Consider the following 20465-nt stretch of genomic DNA (forward strand, 5'->3'; position numbering starts at 1 on the left):
GGTGCAGAGCGACGGCACCGATGCGGTGATCCGCATCGACAATGGCGAAGTGGTCCGGATCAAGGGCAATTTCGACGAAAACGCCTATCGGTCCATCGAAACGATCACCTTCTCGGATGGCGTGGTCTATGACATCGAAGGACTGGCGGCGCGGGCCGTGGCCGACGAAAAGGCCTCGGGCACCGTCACCGGCACGTTCTGGTTCGAGGCCTACACCCACTCGCGCGGCGACGGGTCCTACACCATCGAGGATTACGACCACGATTATCGCTCCAGCTATCGGCAAGACCGGCTGGACTTCCTCGACGTCGCCTCGACCGAGGTGACGGTGCAGAGCGACGGCACCGATGCGGTGATCCGCATCGACAATGGCGAAGTGGTCCGGATCAAGGGCAATTTCGACGAAAACGCCTATCGGTCCATCGAAACGATCACCTTCTCGGATGGCGTTGTTTACGACATTGAAGGCTTTGCGGCGCGGGCCGTGGCCGACGAAAAGGCCTCGGGCACCGTCACCGGCACCTTCTGGTTCGAGGCCTACACCCACTCGCGCGGCGACGGGTCCTACACCATCGAGGACTACGACCACGATTATCGCGCCAATGTGCGGGCAGATTCGCTGACCTTCACCGACGTCGCCTCGACAGAGGTGACCGTCGAAAGCGACGGCACCGATGCGGTGATCCGCATCGACAATGGCGAGGTTATCCGGATCAAGGGCCAGTTCGACTCGAATGCCTACCGCTCGATCGAGACGATCACCTTCTCGGATGGCGTTGTTTACGACATTGAAGGCTTTGCGGCGCGGGCCGTGGCCGACGAAAAGGCCTCGGGCACCGTCACCGGCACGTTCTGGTTCGAAGCCTATACCCACAGCCTTGGCGACGGGTCCTACACCATCGAGGATTACGACAACGACTACCGCGCCAGTTACCGCGCGGATTCGCTGACCTTCACCGATACGCTGCGATCAGAGATGGTCATTTCGCGCAGCGGCAACGACCTGATCTTCGAATTGCCGAATGCCGAGACGGTCCGCATCAAGCGCGGGCTGGAGACCAATTTCGCCATTGAAACCATCGTGTTCGGCGATGGTGAAAGCGTTTCTTTCAGTGACCTGGCCGCCACGGTTCCCCATGCAGGGACCGATGGGGACGATTCCATTGTCACCGGCAGCGGCAACGACCTGATCGAAGGCCGCGGCGGCAACGACACGCTGGACGGCGGGTCGGGCAACGACACGATCCTGGCCGGCGATGGCGACGACCTGGTGCGCGGTGCCTCGGGCGCGGGTGACCAATACGATGGCGGCGCGGGCGAGGACACGCTGGATTTCCGTTACGCCGGCGACGACCACCATATCGACCTGGCCGCCGAGGGCGTCACGTTCCCCAACAGCGACGTGCATCCCATCGTCGATTTCGAACATGTTCTGGCCGGCAGCGGCAACAACACGATCACCGGCACCGACGGCGACAATTACCTGCATGCCGGCGGTGGCGCCGACCTTGTGAACGGCGCAGGCGGCAACGACACCGTGGATGGCGGAGACGGCGAGGACACGATCAACGGCGGGGCCGGCGACGACCTTCTGGTCGGCGGGTTCGGGCTGGATGTCTTCGACGGCGGCGACGGGTATGACACGCTGGACTTCACCTACACCTCGGACAACGTGGTCATCGATCTGGCGTCGGCCACGGCGACCTTCAGCGGCGGCGGCGTCGAAACGATAGCCAATATCGAAGCCGTGATCGGCGGTTCCGGCCGCGACACGGTGATCGGCGACGCAAACGACAACGTTCTGGACGGCGGCGCGGGTACGGACACGCTGCAGGGCAACGCCGGATCGGACACCTATGTTCTGCGCGACGCGACCGAGACGACGACGATCATCGACCGCGGTCTTGCGCAAGATATCGACCGGGTCGAACTGCGCGACGTCATCCCCGGCCAGGCGATGCTGTTCCAGAGCGGTTCCGATCTCGAAATCCGGCTGGTTCAGGGTGGTACGGTCTGGGTGCGGAACCATTTCTCGGGCGATCCGCTGGACCGGATCGAAGAACTGGCCTTTGCCGACGGCACGATTCTGGATGGTGTCCAGATCGACGCGCTGGTGGCGCAGGGCTATGCGACCGACACCGGTTTCGTTTACGGCACCGCGGGCGGCGACGCCTTCGAACACAGCACCGGAGATGGCTTCTACACGATCCGCGACGACAGCGGCGGCGGCGGAGAAGTACCGTTCCCCGAAGGCCCCGAGGGCCCGGAAGGCGGAATTCCCGACTACACCACGGATGTGCTGGAACTGCCGTTCTACGAAACCTTCGACGTGATCTTCGAACAGGACGGCACCGATCTGCTGCTGCATTACGTGCCGGGCGAATGGATCGAGACCACGATCGTCAAGGACTACTTCCGCCCCGATGACCAAGTCGGCGTGGCAGAGATCATCCTGTCCGAGATCGAAAGCCCGGTCGTGTTCGATGCGGCCGCGGTCGCCGCGCGCGTCGCCGCCGACGCGGGGTTCCCGCCGCTTGAGCCGCCTTTGCCGCCCGACGGCGAAACGCCTGTCACGCCGACGCAGGTCTACTTCCTGACGCTCGACCAGGTGCTGCCCAGCTTCGATCTGGGGCCCGGTCCCGTCGAGGATTACGGCTTCCTGCAATTCGGCCAGAACCTGGATGTGCTGACACCCGGCGGTTTCATCGTCCTGCTGAACCTGGTCAAACCGGACGGATCGCTGTCGGTGGCCGAAGTCACGATCGGCCAGACCGCCTATGATGCGGCGGCCTTCGTGGCGCTGGCGGGGATCGTCACCGGGACCGAGGGCCCGGGGGCGCTGGACGACAGCCTGACCTTCACCGACGTGACGCCGGACCAGGCGCAGTTCGGCATCGTCAACGGCACCGATCTGCGGATCACGCTGGAGAACGGCGAGGAAATCGTCGTCGATGAACAGTTCCGGGCATCGTCCGACATGGCGCTCGAGGAGATCCGGTTCTCGGACGGGACCGTGCTGGACCAGACGGCGATCCGGGACAAGGCGCTGGACGGCATGAAAGCCGACGGGACGGTCACACTCGGGTCGGAGTTTCCCGAAATCGTGCACAGGCTTGGCGACGGATCGTACGCGATTTCGCGTTACGCCGTGCCCGGCGATACCGACCGCCTGATCTTTGCCGATGTCGATGCGCAGGACGTGCAACTGGCGCATGTGGGCAGCGATCTGGTGGCGACGCTGCCGAACGGCGAAACGGTGACCCTGCTTCGCCATTTCGACGAAAACGGCTACTACCGGATCGAGGAAATCGCTTTTGCCGACGGAACCGTGCTGAGCGGCAAGGCGCTGCGCGACCGGGTCGTGTCGGACATGAAGGCGACGGGCGCGGTGATCGGGGATCACTTCGAAGAAACCTTCGTGCACCGGGTCGGCGACGGGTCCTATTCCATCCTTGCCTACGACAACAACGGACGGATCGACCAACTGTCCTTTGCCGATGCCACACCGGACGAGGTCAGCCTTTCGCATGTGGGCAATGACCTGGTGGCGACGCTGTCAAGCGGCGAAACCGTCACGATCCTGCGCCATTTCGACGAGAACGGCGATTACCGGATCGACGAAGTGGCGTTTTCGGACGGCACGATCCTGACCGGCCAGGCGTTGCGCGACAAGGTGGTCGAGGACATGAAATCCTCGGGCCTGGTGATCGGCGACCACAATTCCGAGTTGTTCCGCAATACCGAAGGCGACGGAACCTACGCGATCCTTGCCTACGACAACAACAGCCGCGTCGACCGGCTGGAATTCACCGATATCGGCCCGGACGGCGTGACCTTCGATCATGTCGGCAACGACCTTGTCATCACCCGCGCCAGCGGTGAAACGTTGACGATCCAGCGCCATTTCGAGGAAAGTGGCGACTACCGGATGGACGAGATCGCGTTCCTGGACGGCACGGTTCTGACCGGACAGGCGCTGCGCGACCGTGTCGTCTCTGACATGCGCGCGTCGGGCCTTGTGATCGGCGATCATTACTCCGAACTGTTCCGGCACAGCGCCGGTGACGGATCGTTCGCGATCCTTGCCTACGACAACAACAACCGCGTCGACCGGCTGGAATTCACCGATATCGGCCCGGACGGCGTGACCTTCGATCATGTCGGCAACGACCTTGTCATCACCCGCGCCAGCGGTGAAACGGTGACGATCCAGCGCCATTTCGACGAGAACGGCGACTACCGGATGGACGAGATCGCGTTCCTGGACGGCACGGTTCTGACCGGACAGGCGCTGCGCGACCGTGTCGTCGCGGATATGAAAGCCGGCGGCGCGGTGATCGGCGATCATTATTCCGAAATGTTCGTCCACCGCACGGGCGACGGCAGCTATACCATCACGGCTTATGACAACAACGACCGTTCCGACCGGCTGAGCTTTGTCGACCTGAACCCCGATCAGGTCCTGCTGGCGCATGTCGGCAACGATCTGGTCGCCAGCCTGCCCGGCGAAGAGACCGTCACGGTTCTGCGCCATTTCGAGGACAGCAACGACTACCGCATGGACGAACTGGCTTTTGCCGACGGCACGGTTCTGTCGGGCAAGGCGCTGCGTGACAAGGTCGTGGCGGACATGAAGGCCACCGGCAGCGTTGTCGGAAGCGTCTTCGCCGAAGACTTCTTCCATACCACCGGCGATGGCAGCTATGCGATCAGCGACTACGACCGTTCCAACAACGATCTCGACCGGCTGACCCTGACCGACGTGACGCCGGACCAGGTTCTGCTGGATGCCGAGGGACTGAACCTGCTGTTGCGGATCGACACGGGCGAGGTGATTACCCTGGTCAACTACCTGTCGTCGGACGCCGCCTGGACGTTGAACCAGATCGTCTTTGCCGATGCCACGGTCTGGACCAAGGCCGAGACGACGGCGCGGCTGGCCGTCGACCTGGTGACCGACATCACCGGAACCGACGGCGCGGACCGGCTGACCGGAACCGGCGACCAGGAACGCCTAATCGGCGGACTGGGCGACGACATCCTGGCAGGCGAAGGCGGCAACGACGTCTATGTCTTCCACCGCGGCGACGGCCGCGACCGCATCGCCGAAGCGGTGGGCGGAAACGACCGGATCGAGATTTCCGGCTATGCGCTGGCCGATCTCGACATCACCCGCGATGGCCGTGACGGCATCGACCTGCTGATCCGCTTCGCCGGAACCTCGGACGAGATCCGGGTGATCGGAGGGGTCGGCACGGGCGCGGCGCGGGTCGAAACCATCCGGCTGCTGGACAGTGCCGAGGATATCTCGGTGCAATCCGTGCTGGATCAGATGATCACCGGCGCGGCCACCGACCACGACGACCTGCTGATCGGGACCGCGGCGGCCAACACGCTGGAAGGCGGCGCCGGCAGCGACGTGATCGACGGTCGGGGCGGCAACGACCGCTATGTCTATCGCGACGGCGACGGGGACGACCGCATTGCCGATACCGGCAACGATACCGGTGACGTTCTGGAACTGCCTGACCTGGTGCCCGCCGACGTGCGCGGGATCGCGCGGGCGGGCGAGGCAGGCACCGACCTGGTGCTGTATTTCGCGCAGGAACGCGACCGGGTGATCCTGGTCGATGCCCTGGCGGATGGCCGTGCCGGCGTCGATGCGATCGAATTCGCCGATGGCACGGTCTGGGACCGCGCCGAGATGCGCGCCCAGGTCATCGCCTATGCCACCACCGACCGGGCCGACCAGGCGCGCGGCTTTGCCGGCGACGACAGCTTTGCCGCGTCGGCGGGCAACGATCTGCTGACCGGTCTGGCGGGGGCCGACACCTATGTCATGACCCGTGGCGCCGGCCACGACCAGATTTCCGAGGCCAACCACGACGCGGCCATCGACCGGGTTTTCTTTGTCGATGCGGTGTCGTCCGAAACTTCGGCCGTCCGTCTGTTCAAGGGCAGCGACACGGTGGTCATCTCGTTCGCCACCAGCGGCGACACGCTGACCGTCGAAAACGCATTGTCGTCCGACAATGGCGGGATCGAGGAATACCATTTCTCGGACGGCGTGGTCTGGACCAAGACGGAATTGCTGGCCGCGACCGAGAACACCGCGCCCGAGGCGCGCGACGACGGTTACTATTCCTCGGTTTCGGGCGAGGACGTGGTGATCCTGGCATCGGAACTGCTGGCCAACGATTTCGACCCCGACGGCAACCCGATCAGCCTTATCGCCGTCGATGGCGGGCCCGACGGCTATGCCGAGATCGATGCGACCGGCAACGTGGTCTTCCGCTCGGTCGCCGGTTTCACCGGGCCGACCCAGTTCACCTACACGATTTCCGACGGCCAGAACGGCATCTCTACCGCGTCGGTGGATATCCGCGTGCGGCCGGTCGCCGAGGCACGGGACGATTCCGGCTTTTCGGTGGCCGAGGACGGCACCTTGCAGATTTCGGCCGAGCGGCTTCTGTCCAACGATCTGGATGGCGACCGGATGATCGTGGGGCAGGTCTTCGGCGCGCAGAACGGCACCGTGTCGCTGAATTCGGCCGGCGAGATCACCTTCAACCCCGATGCCGATTTCAACGGCACCGCGCGCTTCAGCTATGCCGCGAACACGCCCGAGGGTGGCCGCGCCGAAGCGGTGGTGACGATCGAGGTCACACCGGTGAACGACGCACCGGTCGCCCGCACCGATTCCGGCTTTACCACGTTGGAAAACCAGGCCTTCCTGATCGCGCAATCCGCGCTTCTGGCAAACGACAGCGATATCGACGGAGACACCTTGCGCATCACCGGGGTCACCGGGAACGCGAACGTGTCGGTGGCGCTGACCGATGACGGGTACGTGCAGGTCACACCGACCGACTACGTCTTCGGCAATGCCAGCTTTGGCTACACGATCGAGGACGGACAGGGCGGCACCGCCACGGCGCAGGTCAACTTGTATATCGAACCGGTCAACAACGATCCCGATCCGCAGGCGGACAGCCTGTCGGTCGAGGAGGACAACATCATCCTTGTCGCCGCGGCGGACCTGCTGGCGAACGACCTGGAATACGATGGCGACACGCTGACCATCACCGGCGTCAGCGCGCCCACCGGTGGCAGCGTGCGCCTGCTGGAAAACGCCACCGTCGAATTCCGCACGGCGGCGAATTTCTTTGGCACCGGCGGGTTCACCTACACGGTTGATGACGGGCAGGGCGGCAGCGCCAGTGCCCGCGTCACGGTCGACGTGACGCCGGTCAACGACGCGCCCGATGCCCGGGCCGATCACTGGAACCGGTTGCCGTATCTCTATGCGCTCGAGGACAACGCCGTCGAGATCAACATCGCCGACCTGCTGTCCAACGACAGCGACATTGAAGGCTCGGCGCTCGAATTCGTCAGCTTCTCGGAGGACATCAACGGTGTCGTCACGCAGATCGACGCGGACACGCTGCGCTTCGTGCCGGACCAGGATTTCTGGGGCAACGCATCGTTCTTCTACCTCATCCGGGACGAACAGGGCCTGACCGACGCCGCGCGCGTGTCGCTCTATTTCGAGAACGTGGGTGACGCGCCTCCGGTCGCCGGCAACGACGTCATCGAGGTCTACGAAGACGTCGAGACGGTCATTCCGGTTGCGACCTTGCTTGCCAACGACACCGATATCGATCTCGATCCGCTGCGGATTCTGTCCGCCCGGCCGCTGCCCTTCATCAACGGTGATCTGCGGTTCAATGCCGATGGCGATCTTGTCTTCACGCCCGACCTCAATTCGGTCAGTTCGACCGGTTTCACCTATGTCGTGACCGACGATGCCGACGGCACCGATGTGGGATCGGTGAATATCGTGATGATCCCGGTCAACGACGACCCCGAGATCGTCGATGACGTTCTGGCGCCCGCCGGGTTCAACACGCCCTGGGTTGTCCGCATCGACGACCTTCTGGCCAACGATTTCGACATCGACAACAACGACGTGATCGCGTTCCGTGCGGTCGAGAACCTGAGCATCGGCGCGGCCGAGATCTATGGCGACGAATTCATCGTCGTGCGCAACGCAGACGGGTTCAGCGGTGCGGTGACGCTGGAATACAGCATCGCCGATCTGGCAGGTGCCTTCGACACCGGCTTTGCCGCGGGCGCGGTGTCCGACACCTACAGCCAGGTGCAGACCGGCTCGGAGATCCGCGATCTGTTGATCGGCAACGCGCTGGACGAGACGTTCCACGGTCTGGGCGGGAACGACGACATCTTTGCACTGGATGGCCAGAACACGGTCTTTGCGGGGGCCGGCGACGATTTGGTCGAAACGGGTAACGGAAACGACCTTGTCGACGGCGGCAGCGGCGACGACACGATTCGCACCGGCGCCGGAGACGACACGATCCTGGGCGGCGATGGCGGCGACGAAATCGATGGCGGCGCCGGCTATGACCTCGTGGATTTCGCCGGGTCCAATATCGGCGTGCGCGCCGGGCTGGACACGCGGATCGGGCAGGGCGGCTTTGCGGCAGGCGATGTCTACCTGAATGTCGAAGCGCTTTCGGGTTCCGATTTCGGCGACATCCTGTCGGGCAATGGCGGTGACAACCTGCTGACCGGCCGCGGCGGGGCAGACAGCCTGAGCGGCAATGCCGGGATCGACACCTTGCTGGGCGGGACGGGCAATGACAGCCTGACCGGCGGCGCCGGGGCCGACGTGCTGGATGGCGGTGAGGGGTCCGATACCGCCGACTACTTCCTGTCCGAAGCGGGCGAAGGCATCGCGGTATCGCTGGCCGCTGGCACGGCCACGGGTGGCGACGCCGAAGGCGATACGCTGATCTCGATCGAAAACCTCGTCGGCACGCAATATGACGATGCCCTGACCGGCGACGGTGGCGACAACCTGCTGCGGGGTGGCCGCGGTGACGACACGCTGCTGGGTCTGGCCGGGAATGACACGCTGATCGGCGGGCGCGGCGCGGACAGCTTTGTCGGCGGCGACGGCATCGACGTGGCGGATTACACGCTGTCCGCCGAAGGGGTATCGATCAACATGGCCGATGGGTCGGCCGGTGGCGGAGACGCGGCCGGCGACAGCTTCGACGGGATCGAGATCGTCCAGGCGTCGTATCACGACGACACCGTCGTCGGCGATGCGGGCGACAACATCATCCGCGGCGGGCGCGGGGCTGACGACATCGATGGCGGCGCGGGCTTTGACATCGCGGACTATTCGCAGGCGGACGAAGCCGTGGTGGTCGACCTCGCGCAGGGCTTGGGTCTTGCGGGCGAGGCGCTTGGCGACCAGCTGACCGGGATCGAGGCGCTGCTGGGCTCGGACTACGACGACCGCTTTATCGGTTCGGCCGGCGCCGACCAGTTCGATGGCGGCTTCGGCGATGACACGCAAGAAGGCGGCGCAGGCTCCGACACCTATCTCTTCGGGTTCGATTCCGGGTCTGACACGGTGGTCGAACAGGGCGGCGCGGCCGATATCGACCGCGTGGCCGTCAAGGACGGCGCGGCGCCCAAGGACGTGTCCGTCATCCGCGAAGGCGACGATCTGCTGATCGAACTGGAACAGGATGACGGGTTGCTGATCGACACGCTGCGCGTCACCGATCACTTCCTCGGCCGCGAGACCGGGATCGAGGAAATCGCCTATGCCGATGGCACGGTCTGGGATCGCGCGACGATCGACACGCTGTCCCGAGCGGGGCGGTTCAACGCGCAAGACGACCTGATCCGCCTCAAGAACGAGGACGAGGTCGTGGTGATCGCGTTGTCCGATTTGACGGCCAACGACGCCGACAGCGGCACCGAGGACCTGGTTTTGGTTTCGGTCCGCGGTACCGCCAACGGCACGGCCTGGATTGCCGAGGACGGCAGCATCAACTTCCTGGGCGATCAGGATTTCAACGGCGATGCGTTCTTCGAATACACCGTCCGCGACCCCTACGGCCGCGAATCCACCGCCGAGGTCGAGGTCAACCTGCGCCCAGTCAACGACAATCCGGTGGGTGGCAACGACGGCGTCTATTATGGTGAAGAAGACAGCAAGCTGTTGATTTCCATCGCCGATCTGCTGGCCAATGACAGCGATATCGACGGCGATGCGCTGACGATCATCGACCTTGGCCCGCTTTTGGACGAAGACGGCAACCCGCTTTACTCGGGGCTCCGCTATGACCTGACCAACGGCCGCGGCCGTATCCTGGGGTCGGAAATCGAGTTCGAACCGGTGCCCGATCATTTCGGGTTCGCCGGCTTCATCTACACGTTGAGCGATGGCAATGGCGGGACGGCCACCGCCGAGGTCGAGCTGTTCTTCAACGCGGTCAACGACGCGCCGCGCAGCGCCGGTGATCGCTATACGATGCGGCAGACCCTGGTGCGCGAGATCACCGTCGGTGACTTGCTCGATGACGATTTCGACATCGAGGGCGACAGCTTTGTCTTCGGCGGGGCGCATTCGGCCTTCAACGGCGACATGTCCTACGACGCCGATACCGGCACCATCACTTTCACCGCGTCCGGGTCGCTGGGCGATGCCGGGTTCTCGTATGACACCGTGGATGCCAAGGGCGCCCGGTCGACCCATGCCGTCGAAATCACGGTCGTTCCGCTGAACGACCCGCCGCGCGCCGCCGACGACCAGTTCGAGATCGTCGAGGACGCGGTGCTGGTGATCGACCCGGCGTTGTTGCTGGCCAACGATACCGATCCCAACGGCGACACCCTGACCGTCAGCGGGCTGGAGCGCTTCCCCACCCATGGCAAGGTGGCGTTCGACGAGGCCGGACAGATCGTCTTTACCCCGTCGCCCGACTATAACGGGCTGGCCGGGTTCGCCTACGAGATCAGCGACGGCGAAGGCGGGTTCGACCAGGGCTATGTCACCATCTCGATCCTGCCGCAGAACGACGGGCCGATCCTGTTCGACGACATCGTCTTCGGGCTCGAAGATACCGCGTTGTCGGTCATTCCGGGCGAAGCCTTCGGCAACGATATCGACCTGGACGGCGACGTGCTGTTCTTCTCCGGCGCGCGGGTGCTGGGCCAGGTCGACTGGGAGCGTGACGCCGCGCCGGTCGATCTGGGCGCGGAACTGGCCAAGGCCGGGATCGTCGCCACCGCGACGCTGGCCGACGGAACGGACCTGCCTGCGGACCTGCATTTCGACGCCGCGCGTGTCGCCTTCTGGTTCGACGACAGCGCGTTGACGGCGCAGGCCGATGTGGTGCTGACGCTGACGCGACCGGCCGACGGCGAACGCCCCGAACAGGTCTGGACGGAAAGCCTGTCGCTTGCGCGTGTCGCCCAGGGCATCGCCGCCGATGGCGGACCGGGGGCGGGCCGGTTCGTCTTTGGACGGGACGACATGCTGCGCGCCGCCGGCGAAGGGGGGTTCGTGGCCTCGCTGAAGAACGGCGAGGCGCTTCCGGATTGGGTGTCGTTCGACCCCGAGACGCTCGAGCTGTCCATCGACCCCGACACGGCACCGGCCGATCCGCAATCCCTCGTGGTGCGGATTTCCTATGTCGAGGCGGATCTGCCCACCGCGGATTTCGACAGCAGCTATGCCTCCAGGGCGGTCTATGCGCTGGATGTCAGCGTCAATTCCGGCATGGACCAGGCGGCGCTCGACGCGATCGCGGCGCAGCTGGATGGGGCACGCCTGTTCGACGGGCTGGGCCTGGTGCGGATGACGGCGCAGCAGGTCGACGACTGGGTCGGCATCAATGGCGGCGCGGGTCTGCGCGACGTGCCGGTGGGTCTGAGCGGGTTTGCCGCGACGCTGGCGCGCTTTGTCACAGACACGCAGCCCAAGGTCGCGCGGGACGTGACGCTGAGCGGAACGGACGAAGATCTGGGCCTCACGGCGGTGGCGCGTCTGGCCGACGGATCGGACCTGCCGGGCTGGCTGTTCTTCGATGCGGATGCCGGGTTGATTCACGGCGTTCTGCCGGATGGCCAGACCGAAGACGTGGTCGTCGTCGTGCATTACTTCGACACTGGCGCCCTGGCGACCGGCACCGAAACCCAGGCGCACAGCGTGTCGCTGACGCTGACCCCCGCCGATGCCGACCGGTTGCAGGACGGCATCGCCATCGCCAGCGGCCTGGCCGTTTTTGATGCCGGTCTGATCGAGCTGCGCGATCTGGACGGTTACGTGCTGGTCACCGAAGCCGATTTCACGCCGCGCGCGCAGTTGCAGGGCATGCGCCCGCTGCCGGAATGGCTGGAATTCGACGCGGCCACGGCGTCGCTGCAATTGTCGGGGATCGCGCCCGCGGCGGATGCCGAGCCGGTCCGCGTGCAGGTGGTGTTCGAGTCGAATTCCGACTCGGATGTCAGGTTGCGCAGCACCGATGACGATTTCGCGCTCGAATTCGTGATCGACCCCGTCCTGGGCGTCGACCCGGCGGTGAACGCGCTGTTGCAGACCTCGTCTCATTTCGCCGCGAAGGGGCAGTTCGGTCTGAACCTGTCGGGCGTCACCGATATCGTCGCGCGCAAGGAAAACCTGGCGGACCTGCCGGATTGGCTGGACTTCGACGCCGCGACGATGCGCTTCGCCGGGCAGGCGCCCGAAGGCTTTGTCGGCAGCCTGCCGGTTCGGCTGGACATGCAGGGACCGGTGGCGTTCTCGCTGCTCATGGATGTGGTCATCGACGAAACCTACGCGTTGACCGACCTGTCCGGCGTCAGTGTCACGGCGCTGTCCGAGCGGCTGCTGCTGGGCGCGCCGACCGATTATTTCGGCACTTTCGCGATCGAATACGATGCCGAGGACGTCAAGGGCGCGGGATCGGCCGAGCCGGCGACCGTTTTCGTCAATGTCGCGGCGGCGCCGGAACGGCCCGATGCGGGCGTCGACCGCTTTGCCGGTGTCGAAGGCGAAGTCACCAGCTTCGTTCTGTCGACTCTGCTGGCCAACGACGACGATGTCGATGGTCATGCGATCCGCATCGTCGAGATCGGGTTGCCGGAACACCAGGGCAGCCAGCAGACCGTGGTGATCGTCGATATCTTCGACCATCTCGACCGGGCCGAGGGCGCGAGCTATCGTGTCACCCTGGCCGATGGGTCGGACCTGCCCGACTGGATCACCTTCGACACCCGTTCGGGCCTTGTGACCGGCACGGTGCCGCGCAACTACTCGGACACGCTGGAGCTGCAGTTCAGCCAGACGCTGCTGCCCGAGGTGCTGGCCGAGGACGCCTCGGACGACTTCAACACCGCGCTTGCGGCCCTGCCGCCCGCGGGAACGCGCGAAATCACCATCGACGCCAAGGACTACTTCACTCACCAGGATGGCGCGACCTATGCCGCCACCCTGGGCGACGGCACGTTGATCCGCGCCTGGATGAGCTTCGACGTGGCGACGGGCGTCCTGACCGCGACGGTGCCTGATACCTTCACCGACCTGCCTGGGCTGCTGTTCGAACAGACCCTGCTGCCGGTGACGAACACCGTCACCGTCGCGCAGGAATACGACGATCAGGTCAACGGCGCCGTGGCGCTGCGCCCCGGCGCGGTGATCGTCGAGACGCCGGACAGCCTGGCCCCCGCCGAGGGTGCGGTCTTTGCCGTCACCCTGTCGGATGGCTCCGACCTGCCCGGTTGGATGAGCGTCGACGCGGCCACGGGCCAGGTCACCGCGCTGGTGCCGCTGGAGTTCCGGGATGCGCTGACCCTGGTGTGGACGCGCAGCCTTGACGGCGTCGAGGAAACCGCCGAGGCGCCTGTCGAACTGAACGGCATGCATTCGGGCATCTTCGACTATGTTCCCGATCCCGAAATCAGCGGTCTGATCGCCATCGACTACGTCATCACGGACGACAAGCAGGGCGAAACCACGGGCCGGATCGAGATCGACCTTGCGCCGGTCAACGATCCGCCGGTGGCCCGCCAGGACGGCTTCACCGGGTACGAGGATGGCAGCATCGTCTTCGATCTCGACGACATCCTGGCCAACGACACCGATGTCGATGGCGGTGTCCTGACGGTGTTGTCCTTCGGCACCCCGTCGAACGGCACACTGACCCAGGACGGCGATACCGTCACCTTTACGCCCGAGATCAATTTTGCTGGCGAAGCGACGGCCACCTATGTCGTCGCCGACAGCGACGGCATGACCGACGAGGGATTGATCGTATTCAAAGTCACGCCTACGAACCGGGCTCCCTTCGCCCCGTTGATTGACCTGCAGGGCACCGAGGACACGGCGCTGGATTTCAGCATCGCCGGGCTGATGGGTTTCGTCAGCGATCCCGATCCCGAGGATACGGTCAGCTTCGTGTCGATCGAAACTCGCGCCGATGGCGGCAACGCGTTCGTCCTGCCCGACGGCACGATCCAGTTCGTGCCCGACGACCAGGTCAACGGTGTCGTGCAGTTCGACTATGTGGTGACCGATGGCCGCCTGAACAGCACGGGTACGGTCAGCATCGACTTTGCCGCGGTCAACGACGCGCCGATCACGGTTGACGATAGCGGCTTCGTGGTGAACGAGGACCAGCCCCTGCGCATCGACTTCGCCACGCTGCTGGCCAACGACGTCGACATCGAAGGCGACGCTTTCCGCATCGTGTCGGTCTATGACGGGGACAACGGCACCGTCGTTGCCGATGGCGAGACGGCGGTGTTCCAGGGCCGGTTCGACTATTTCGGCAACGCCAAGTTCAAATACCTGGTCGAGGACGCTTTGGGCGCGCAATCGGTGGGCGAGGTGTTCATCACCATCCTGCCGGTCGACGACTTCCCGGTCGTCGTCGCCGATGCCGATATCCTGCTGGACGAAGACGGTTTCGCCATTATCGACGGCAATGCCCTGATCGCCAACGACATCGACCCGGACGGGGGCGTGCTCACGCTGGTCGGGGTCGATGGACCCAATCTCGAGGATCTGGGCGCGGAGCAATACCTGTTCCGCCCCGATCCCGACGCCAATGGCGCCTACGAGATCAGCTATACCGTGGCGAACCAGTACGGGGTCACGTCCACCGGTACGGTCGGCGTGATCGTGGCGCCGGTGCCCGATGCGCCCGACGCGGCCGACGATTTCCTGCGGGGTTTCGAAGACCAGGCCTTTGCGATCCTCGCCACCGACCTGCTGGCCAACGACGGCGATGCGGACGGCGATGCGCTGAGCGTCACCGCCGTGGCATCCGGCGACGGCGCCACCGTCACGCTGCTGCCCGATAACCGGATCGAGATCGCGCCCGAGGCCGATTTCAACGGCCCGGGCTGGTTCGACTACACGGTCACCGATGCAACGGGTCTTTCGGTGACGGCGCGTGTCGTGCTGGATATCGTCGCGGTGAACGACGCGCCGGTCACGGTGGACGACAACCGCTATGGCGGCATTGAACAACCCTTCATCGTTGCCGCCGCCGACCTGCTGGCCAATGACAGCGATATCGACGGGGATGCGCTGAGCATCGCTTCGGTCGAGGATGGCGACCACTACACCGCCACGCTGGACGCGCAGGGCAATATCGTCATCACCCGCGACCCGGCCTTTGCCGGCCAGCTGGTGGTCAACTACCGGGTGTCCGACGGTGCCGCCGAAACACCCGCCACGCTGACCGTCGATGTCGACGCGATCAACCGCGCGCCGGAAATCGGGCCCATCGCCGATCTGGAAACACCCGAAGACGAGGATATCGCCATCGCGCTGCCCGCAGATGTCGCGACCGATCCCGACGGCGATGCGCTGACGCTGACCCTGACCCGGTCGGGCGGCATCGCGCTGCCGGACTGGCTGAGCTTCGATCCGATCACGCGCAGCCTGACCGGGCGGCCGCCCGAGAATTTCCACGGCACGATCGAGCTGGAGCTGACCGCCAGCGACGGCGTGTTCGACACCACGGCGCCGCTGCGCCTGGTCGTGACGCCGGTGAACGACATCCCGGTCATCTCGGCGCCGCTGTCGGACCGCAACGGGATCGAGGACACCGGCTTCGACATCGTGCTGCAGCGGGCGCTGTTCTCGGATGTCGACGGCGATGCGCTGAGCTTTGCGCTGACGCTGTCCGATGGGTCGGACTTGCCCGACTGGTTGAGCTTCGACCAGGCACGCTTTGCGATCTCGGGGACCCCGCCGCAGGACTTCAACGGCGATATCGGCCTGCGGCTGACCGCCAGCGACGGGCAGGCCACCGTTTCGGACGAATTCGTGCTGACCTTCACCCCGGTCGATGACGCGCCGGTGTTGGTCACGCCGTTCGACGATTACCTGGCCGACGATTTCGGCGAAACGCTGGCCACCGGAACACCGTTCTTCATCACCCTGCCGCTCGATCGCTTCGATGAACCCGATGGCGATCCGCTTGCCTTTGCCCTGACCATGGAGAACGGCGACCCGTTGCCCGACTGGATGGCCTTCGACGGCACTGTCCTGAGCGGTCTGGCGCCTTCGGGCGAGGCCGGCGTGCACGCGCTGCGCATCCACGCCAGCGATGGCACGACCGAGATCTCGGACGATTTCACGCTGACACTGGATTATCGCAACACGGCCCCGATCGCGAATGACGACGGTGTGTTCGAGACCAGCGTCTTCAACCGCCTCGTCATCGACCATGCCATTCTGCTGGCCAATGACGGCGATTTCGACGGCAATGCGCTGACGATCATCGATGCGACGGATGGTGCCGGCGGAACCGTGGACTTCGTCGACAATACCCTGGTCTACACGCCGTTCCTGCGAACCGAAGGCGAAGACCAGTTCACCTATACCGTCTTCGATGGCGAGGACACGGCGACCGCGACCGTGACCGTGGACGTGCTCAACGATTTCACCGAGGTCGTCGAAGGCAGCGATGGCTCGGATCGCCTGCGCGGCGGAAGAGGCGACGATCTGCTGGCGGGCGGGTTGGGCAACGATGCCCTGTTCGGTGGTCGGGGGGCCGACGCGATCCTGGGCGGCGACGGCGAGGACCGGCTTTATGGCGGTGCCGGAGACGACACGATCTACGGCGGCAACGGCGACGACTTCATCATGGGCGGTCGCGGCGACGACGTGATCCGCGGCGATGCGGGCGACGACGTTCTGTTCGGCAATGGCGGTGTCGACAGCTTCAGCTTCGGGCGCGGCGACGGCAACGACTGGATCGCGGATTTCCGCGTCACCCAGGTTCGGCGCAACCGCACCATCGAAGGCGACCGCATCAACATCCAGATCGACGGGGTGGACAGTTTCGAAGACCTGATGAGCTTCGCCAGCCGCGAACGCGGCGGGGTGCTGTTCGACTTCGGCGAAGGCGACAGCCTGTTCCTGGCCGGTACGCAGCTGGCGGCGCTGGATGAGGACCAGTTCTCGTTCTACTGATGCGGGTCTGCGGCAATTGAAATCGGCTGCGGCTTCCGGCAAGACACCGGGCAGCCGCAGTTTCAGGGAATGGCAAGGGCGTGACACCCGAGAAATCCATATACGATGCCGCGATCGCCGCGATGAAACGGCGATTCATCCTGGTCGCGGCCTTCAGCGCCGTGGTGAACATCCTGATGCTGACCGGGCCGATGTTCATGTTGCAGGTCTATGATCGCGTGCTTTCGAGCGGGTCGGTGGCCACGCTGCAAGGCCTGTTCGTGATCGTGGTGGTGGCCTTCGCGTTTCTCGGCTTTTACGACTTCTTGCGCACCCGGTTGCTGTCGCGGGCGGGCTACCGGCTGGATCAGGATGTCAGTGCCGAAGCCTTCGCGATCTGGATGCGGGCCGGGGCAGGGCGGGTACGCCCGGAGGGCCGGCCGCTGAACGATCTGTCGGCGGTGCGCGGGTTCGTCGGCAGCCCGGCGATCCTGGGGTTTTTCGATCTGCCCTGGGTGCCCGTCTATCTGGGCATCGTCTGGCTTGTTCATCCGTGGCTGGGGATGCTGACCCTGGCCGGGGCGCTTCTGGTGCTGGGGCTGGCGCTTGCCAATCAGGCGCTGACCCGGCCTTCGACGGCGCAAGCCATGGTCATGGATGCCGCCGAAAGCGGGTTTGTCGAACAGGCCCATGTTAATGGCGACACGATCCTTTCTCTGGGAATGGGGGATGCCATCCTCGACCGCTGGCGCGACATGCACCGGCGTGGCCTGGCCACCGGTCAGGTCGGCGGCGACCGGGGCGAGGCATTCACGACCTCGTCCAAGGCATTCCGCCTGCTGCTGCAATCGGCGCTGCTGGGTCTGGGCGGCTACCTGGCGCTGCAGCAAGAGATATCGGCGGGCATGATCGTCGCGGCGTCGATCATCGCGGGCCGGGCGTTGGCGCCGATCGATCAGGTGATCGGCCAATGGCGCGGCGTGATCCGCGCGCGCGAAGCGCACCGGCGCTTGCGCGCGACGTTCCGCGCGCAGGCCGCAAGGCCGGCCAGCGCGATGGACCTGCCGGAACCCAAGGGTCATGTGATCCTGAACGGCGTCACGAAATTTCCGCCGTCTCCGGAGCCGGATATCGATGCCAAGCCGATCCTGTCGGCACTCAGCCTGCGACTGCAACCGGGCCGGGCGCTCGGCGTCATCGGCCCGAGTGCGGGGGGCAAGTCGACCCTGGCGCGGCTGCTGGTCGGGGCCTGGCAGCCGGATCAGGGCGAAGTGCGGCTGGACGGCGCGACGCTGACGCAGTGGGATCCGGCGCAGCTTGGGCGGCATATCGGCTATCTGCCGCAAAAGCTCGAATTGCTGGCCGGAACGGTGCGTGACAACATCGCCCGGTTCGATCCGAAGGCGACCGACGAAGAGGTCATCGCCGCTGCACGTCTGGCCAATGTGCACGAGTTGATCCTGTCCCTGCCGGACGGCTATGGCACGCAGATCGGTTACGTGACGCAACCCCTGTCGGGCGGGCAGATCCAGCGGATCGGTCTTGCCCGGGCGGTGTTCGGACAGCCCAAGCTGGTGGTGCTGGACGAGCCGAATTCCAATCTCGACATCGACGGCGATACCGCGTTGACCGAGGCCATCGAAACGCTGAAACGCAACGGCAGCACCGTGGTCGTCATGGCGCACCGGCCAAGCGCGATCGCGGCCGTCGATGATATCCTGGTTCTGAAGAACGGCCAGAAGGTCGATTACGGCCCCAAGGCCGAAGTGCTGGGCCGCATGAATGCGCAACAGGCGGCGCGGGCGGCGCAGGCGCAGGTTCGCACGGAGGCGGCACATGGATAGACCGCTCAAGACCGGCTTTGGCTGGACCGCACGGCTGGGGATCATCGGGGTCGTCGTGCTGCTGGGATCGCTGGTGGCCTGGGCGCATTTCGTCTGGATCAGCGGCGCGGTGATCGCGACCGGATCGATCGCCATCCAGGGCAAGCCCAAGCAGGTCCAGCATTTCGATGGCGGCGTGATCGAGGACATCCTGGTCTCCGAAGGCGATACCGTCATTCAGGGCGAGACGCTGATCGTGCTCGACAAGACGTTGCTTGAGGCGAACCTGGCGATCTACAAGGCGCGCCTCGCGGAATTGCTGGTGCGCCGCGACCGGCTCGAAGCCGAACAGGCGGATCTGCCGGCGATCGAATTCGCGCCGTTCCCGCCGCTATTGGCGGGCCTTGATGCCGAAACCTTCCGGATCGGTCAGCGCGAGGTCTTTGCCGCGCGGCGCGCACTGCAACAGGGGCGCGAAGTGCAGCTGCGCGAGAAGATGGTGCAGTTCGGCCACCAGATCACCGGCGTCGAAGGGCTGATCGCGTCAAAACGCACGCAGCTTTCGCTGATCCGGCAGGAAATGGAAACGACGCGCACGCTCGAGGAAAAGCGCCTTGTCGCGGCCAACCAGTTGATGGCGATCCGCCGGTCCGAGGCGGACCTGGAAGGGCAGTTGTCGGAACACCAGTCGGAAATCGCCCGGATCCGAAACTCGATCCAGGATGCCGAACTGGAGATCCTGCAGAACCGCCGCCAATTCAAGGAACAGGTGGTCAGCGACCTGGGCGAAGTCGTCGCGCAGATCGGCGAATTGCAGCAGCAGGTTGTCTCCACCGAAAAACAGCTTGACCGGGTCGCTCTCAAGGCGCCGGTGTCGGGCATCGTGCACGAGATGCAGGTGTTCACCAAGGGTGGGGTCGTGCAGCCCGGCGCGACGGTTTTGCAGATCGTGCCGGTGACCGAACGGCTGACCTTCGAATTGCAGGTCAGCCCGGTATCGATCGACCAGGTCTATGTCGACCAGCCCGCCACGATCCGTTTCTCGGCTTTCGACCAGCGCACCACGCCGGAACTGACGGGCACCGTTCGGCGCGTGTCACCGACATCTCTGACCGACCCGCAGACGGGGGTGAGTTTCTACGTGGTGGAACTGGATATCCCCGATACCGAGATCGCGCAACTTGGCGCGCTCACACTGGTGCCGGGCATGCCGCTCGAGGGGTATCTCCAGACCAATGCCCGGTCGGTTCTCAGCTATGTCGTGAAACCGATGACCGACCACCTGGCGCGGGCTTTTCGCGAAAACTGATCCGTTGCCGGAGCCCGGCATTTGACCGCACCAGTTGGGC

Annotated in this window: 3 protein-coding genes; all 3 read left to right on the forward strand. The window is 64.9% G+C overall.

Features of this window, described 5'->3' with window-relative positions; translation table 11 throughout:
* Window position 1 precedes the first annotated feature (1 nt).
* The 3 genes from KUH32_RS18520 (at window position 2) to KUH32_RS13550 (ending at window position 20425) form a co-directional block, all read left to right on the forward strand.
* A complete protein-coding gene (locus KUH32_RS18520; protein ID WP_348541120.1) occupies window positions 2-17314 on the forward strand; it encodes a tandem-95 repeat protein in 17313 nt (5770 codons plus the stop codon).
* 80 nt (window positions 17315-17394) lie between these two features.
* Complete coding sequence (locus tag KUH32_RS13545) at window positions 17395-19137, forward strand: type I secretion system permease/ATPase (protein ID WP_217779141.1); 1743 nt, start codon at window positions 17395-17397, stop codon at window positions 19135-19137.
* Window positions 19130-20425, forward strand: a complete 1296-nt coding sequence (locus KUH32_RS13550) for an HlyD family type I secretion periplasmic adaptor subunit (RefSeq protein WP_217779142.1) — start codon at window positions 19130-19132, stop codon at window positions 20423-20425. The genes KUH32_RS13545 and KUH32_RS13550 overlap by 8 nt, the downstream gene beginning before the upstream one ends.
* The last annotated feature ends 40 nt before the right edge of the window (window positions 20426-20465 follow it).

Origin of the sequence: Thalassococcus arenae (assembly GCF_019104745.1) — a bacterium.
Taxonomy (GTDB): Bacteria; Pseudomonadota; Alphaproteobacteria; order Rhodobacterales; family Rhodobacteraceae; genus Thalassococcus_B; species Thalassococcus_B arenae.

Coding starts and splice junctions, on each gene's coding strand:
- KUH32_RS13550 (WP_217779142.1), top strand. CDS start 19,130: ATGGATAGACCGCTCAAGACCGGCTTTGGCTGGACCGCACGGCTGGGG.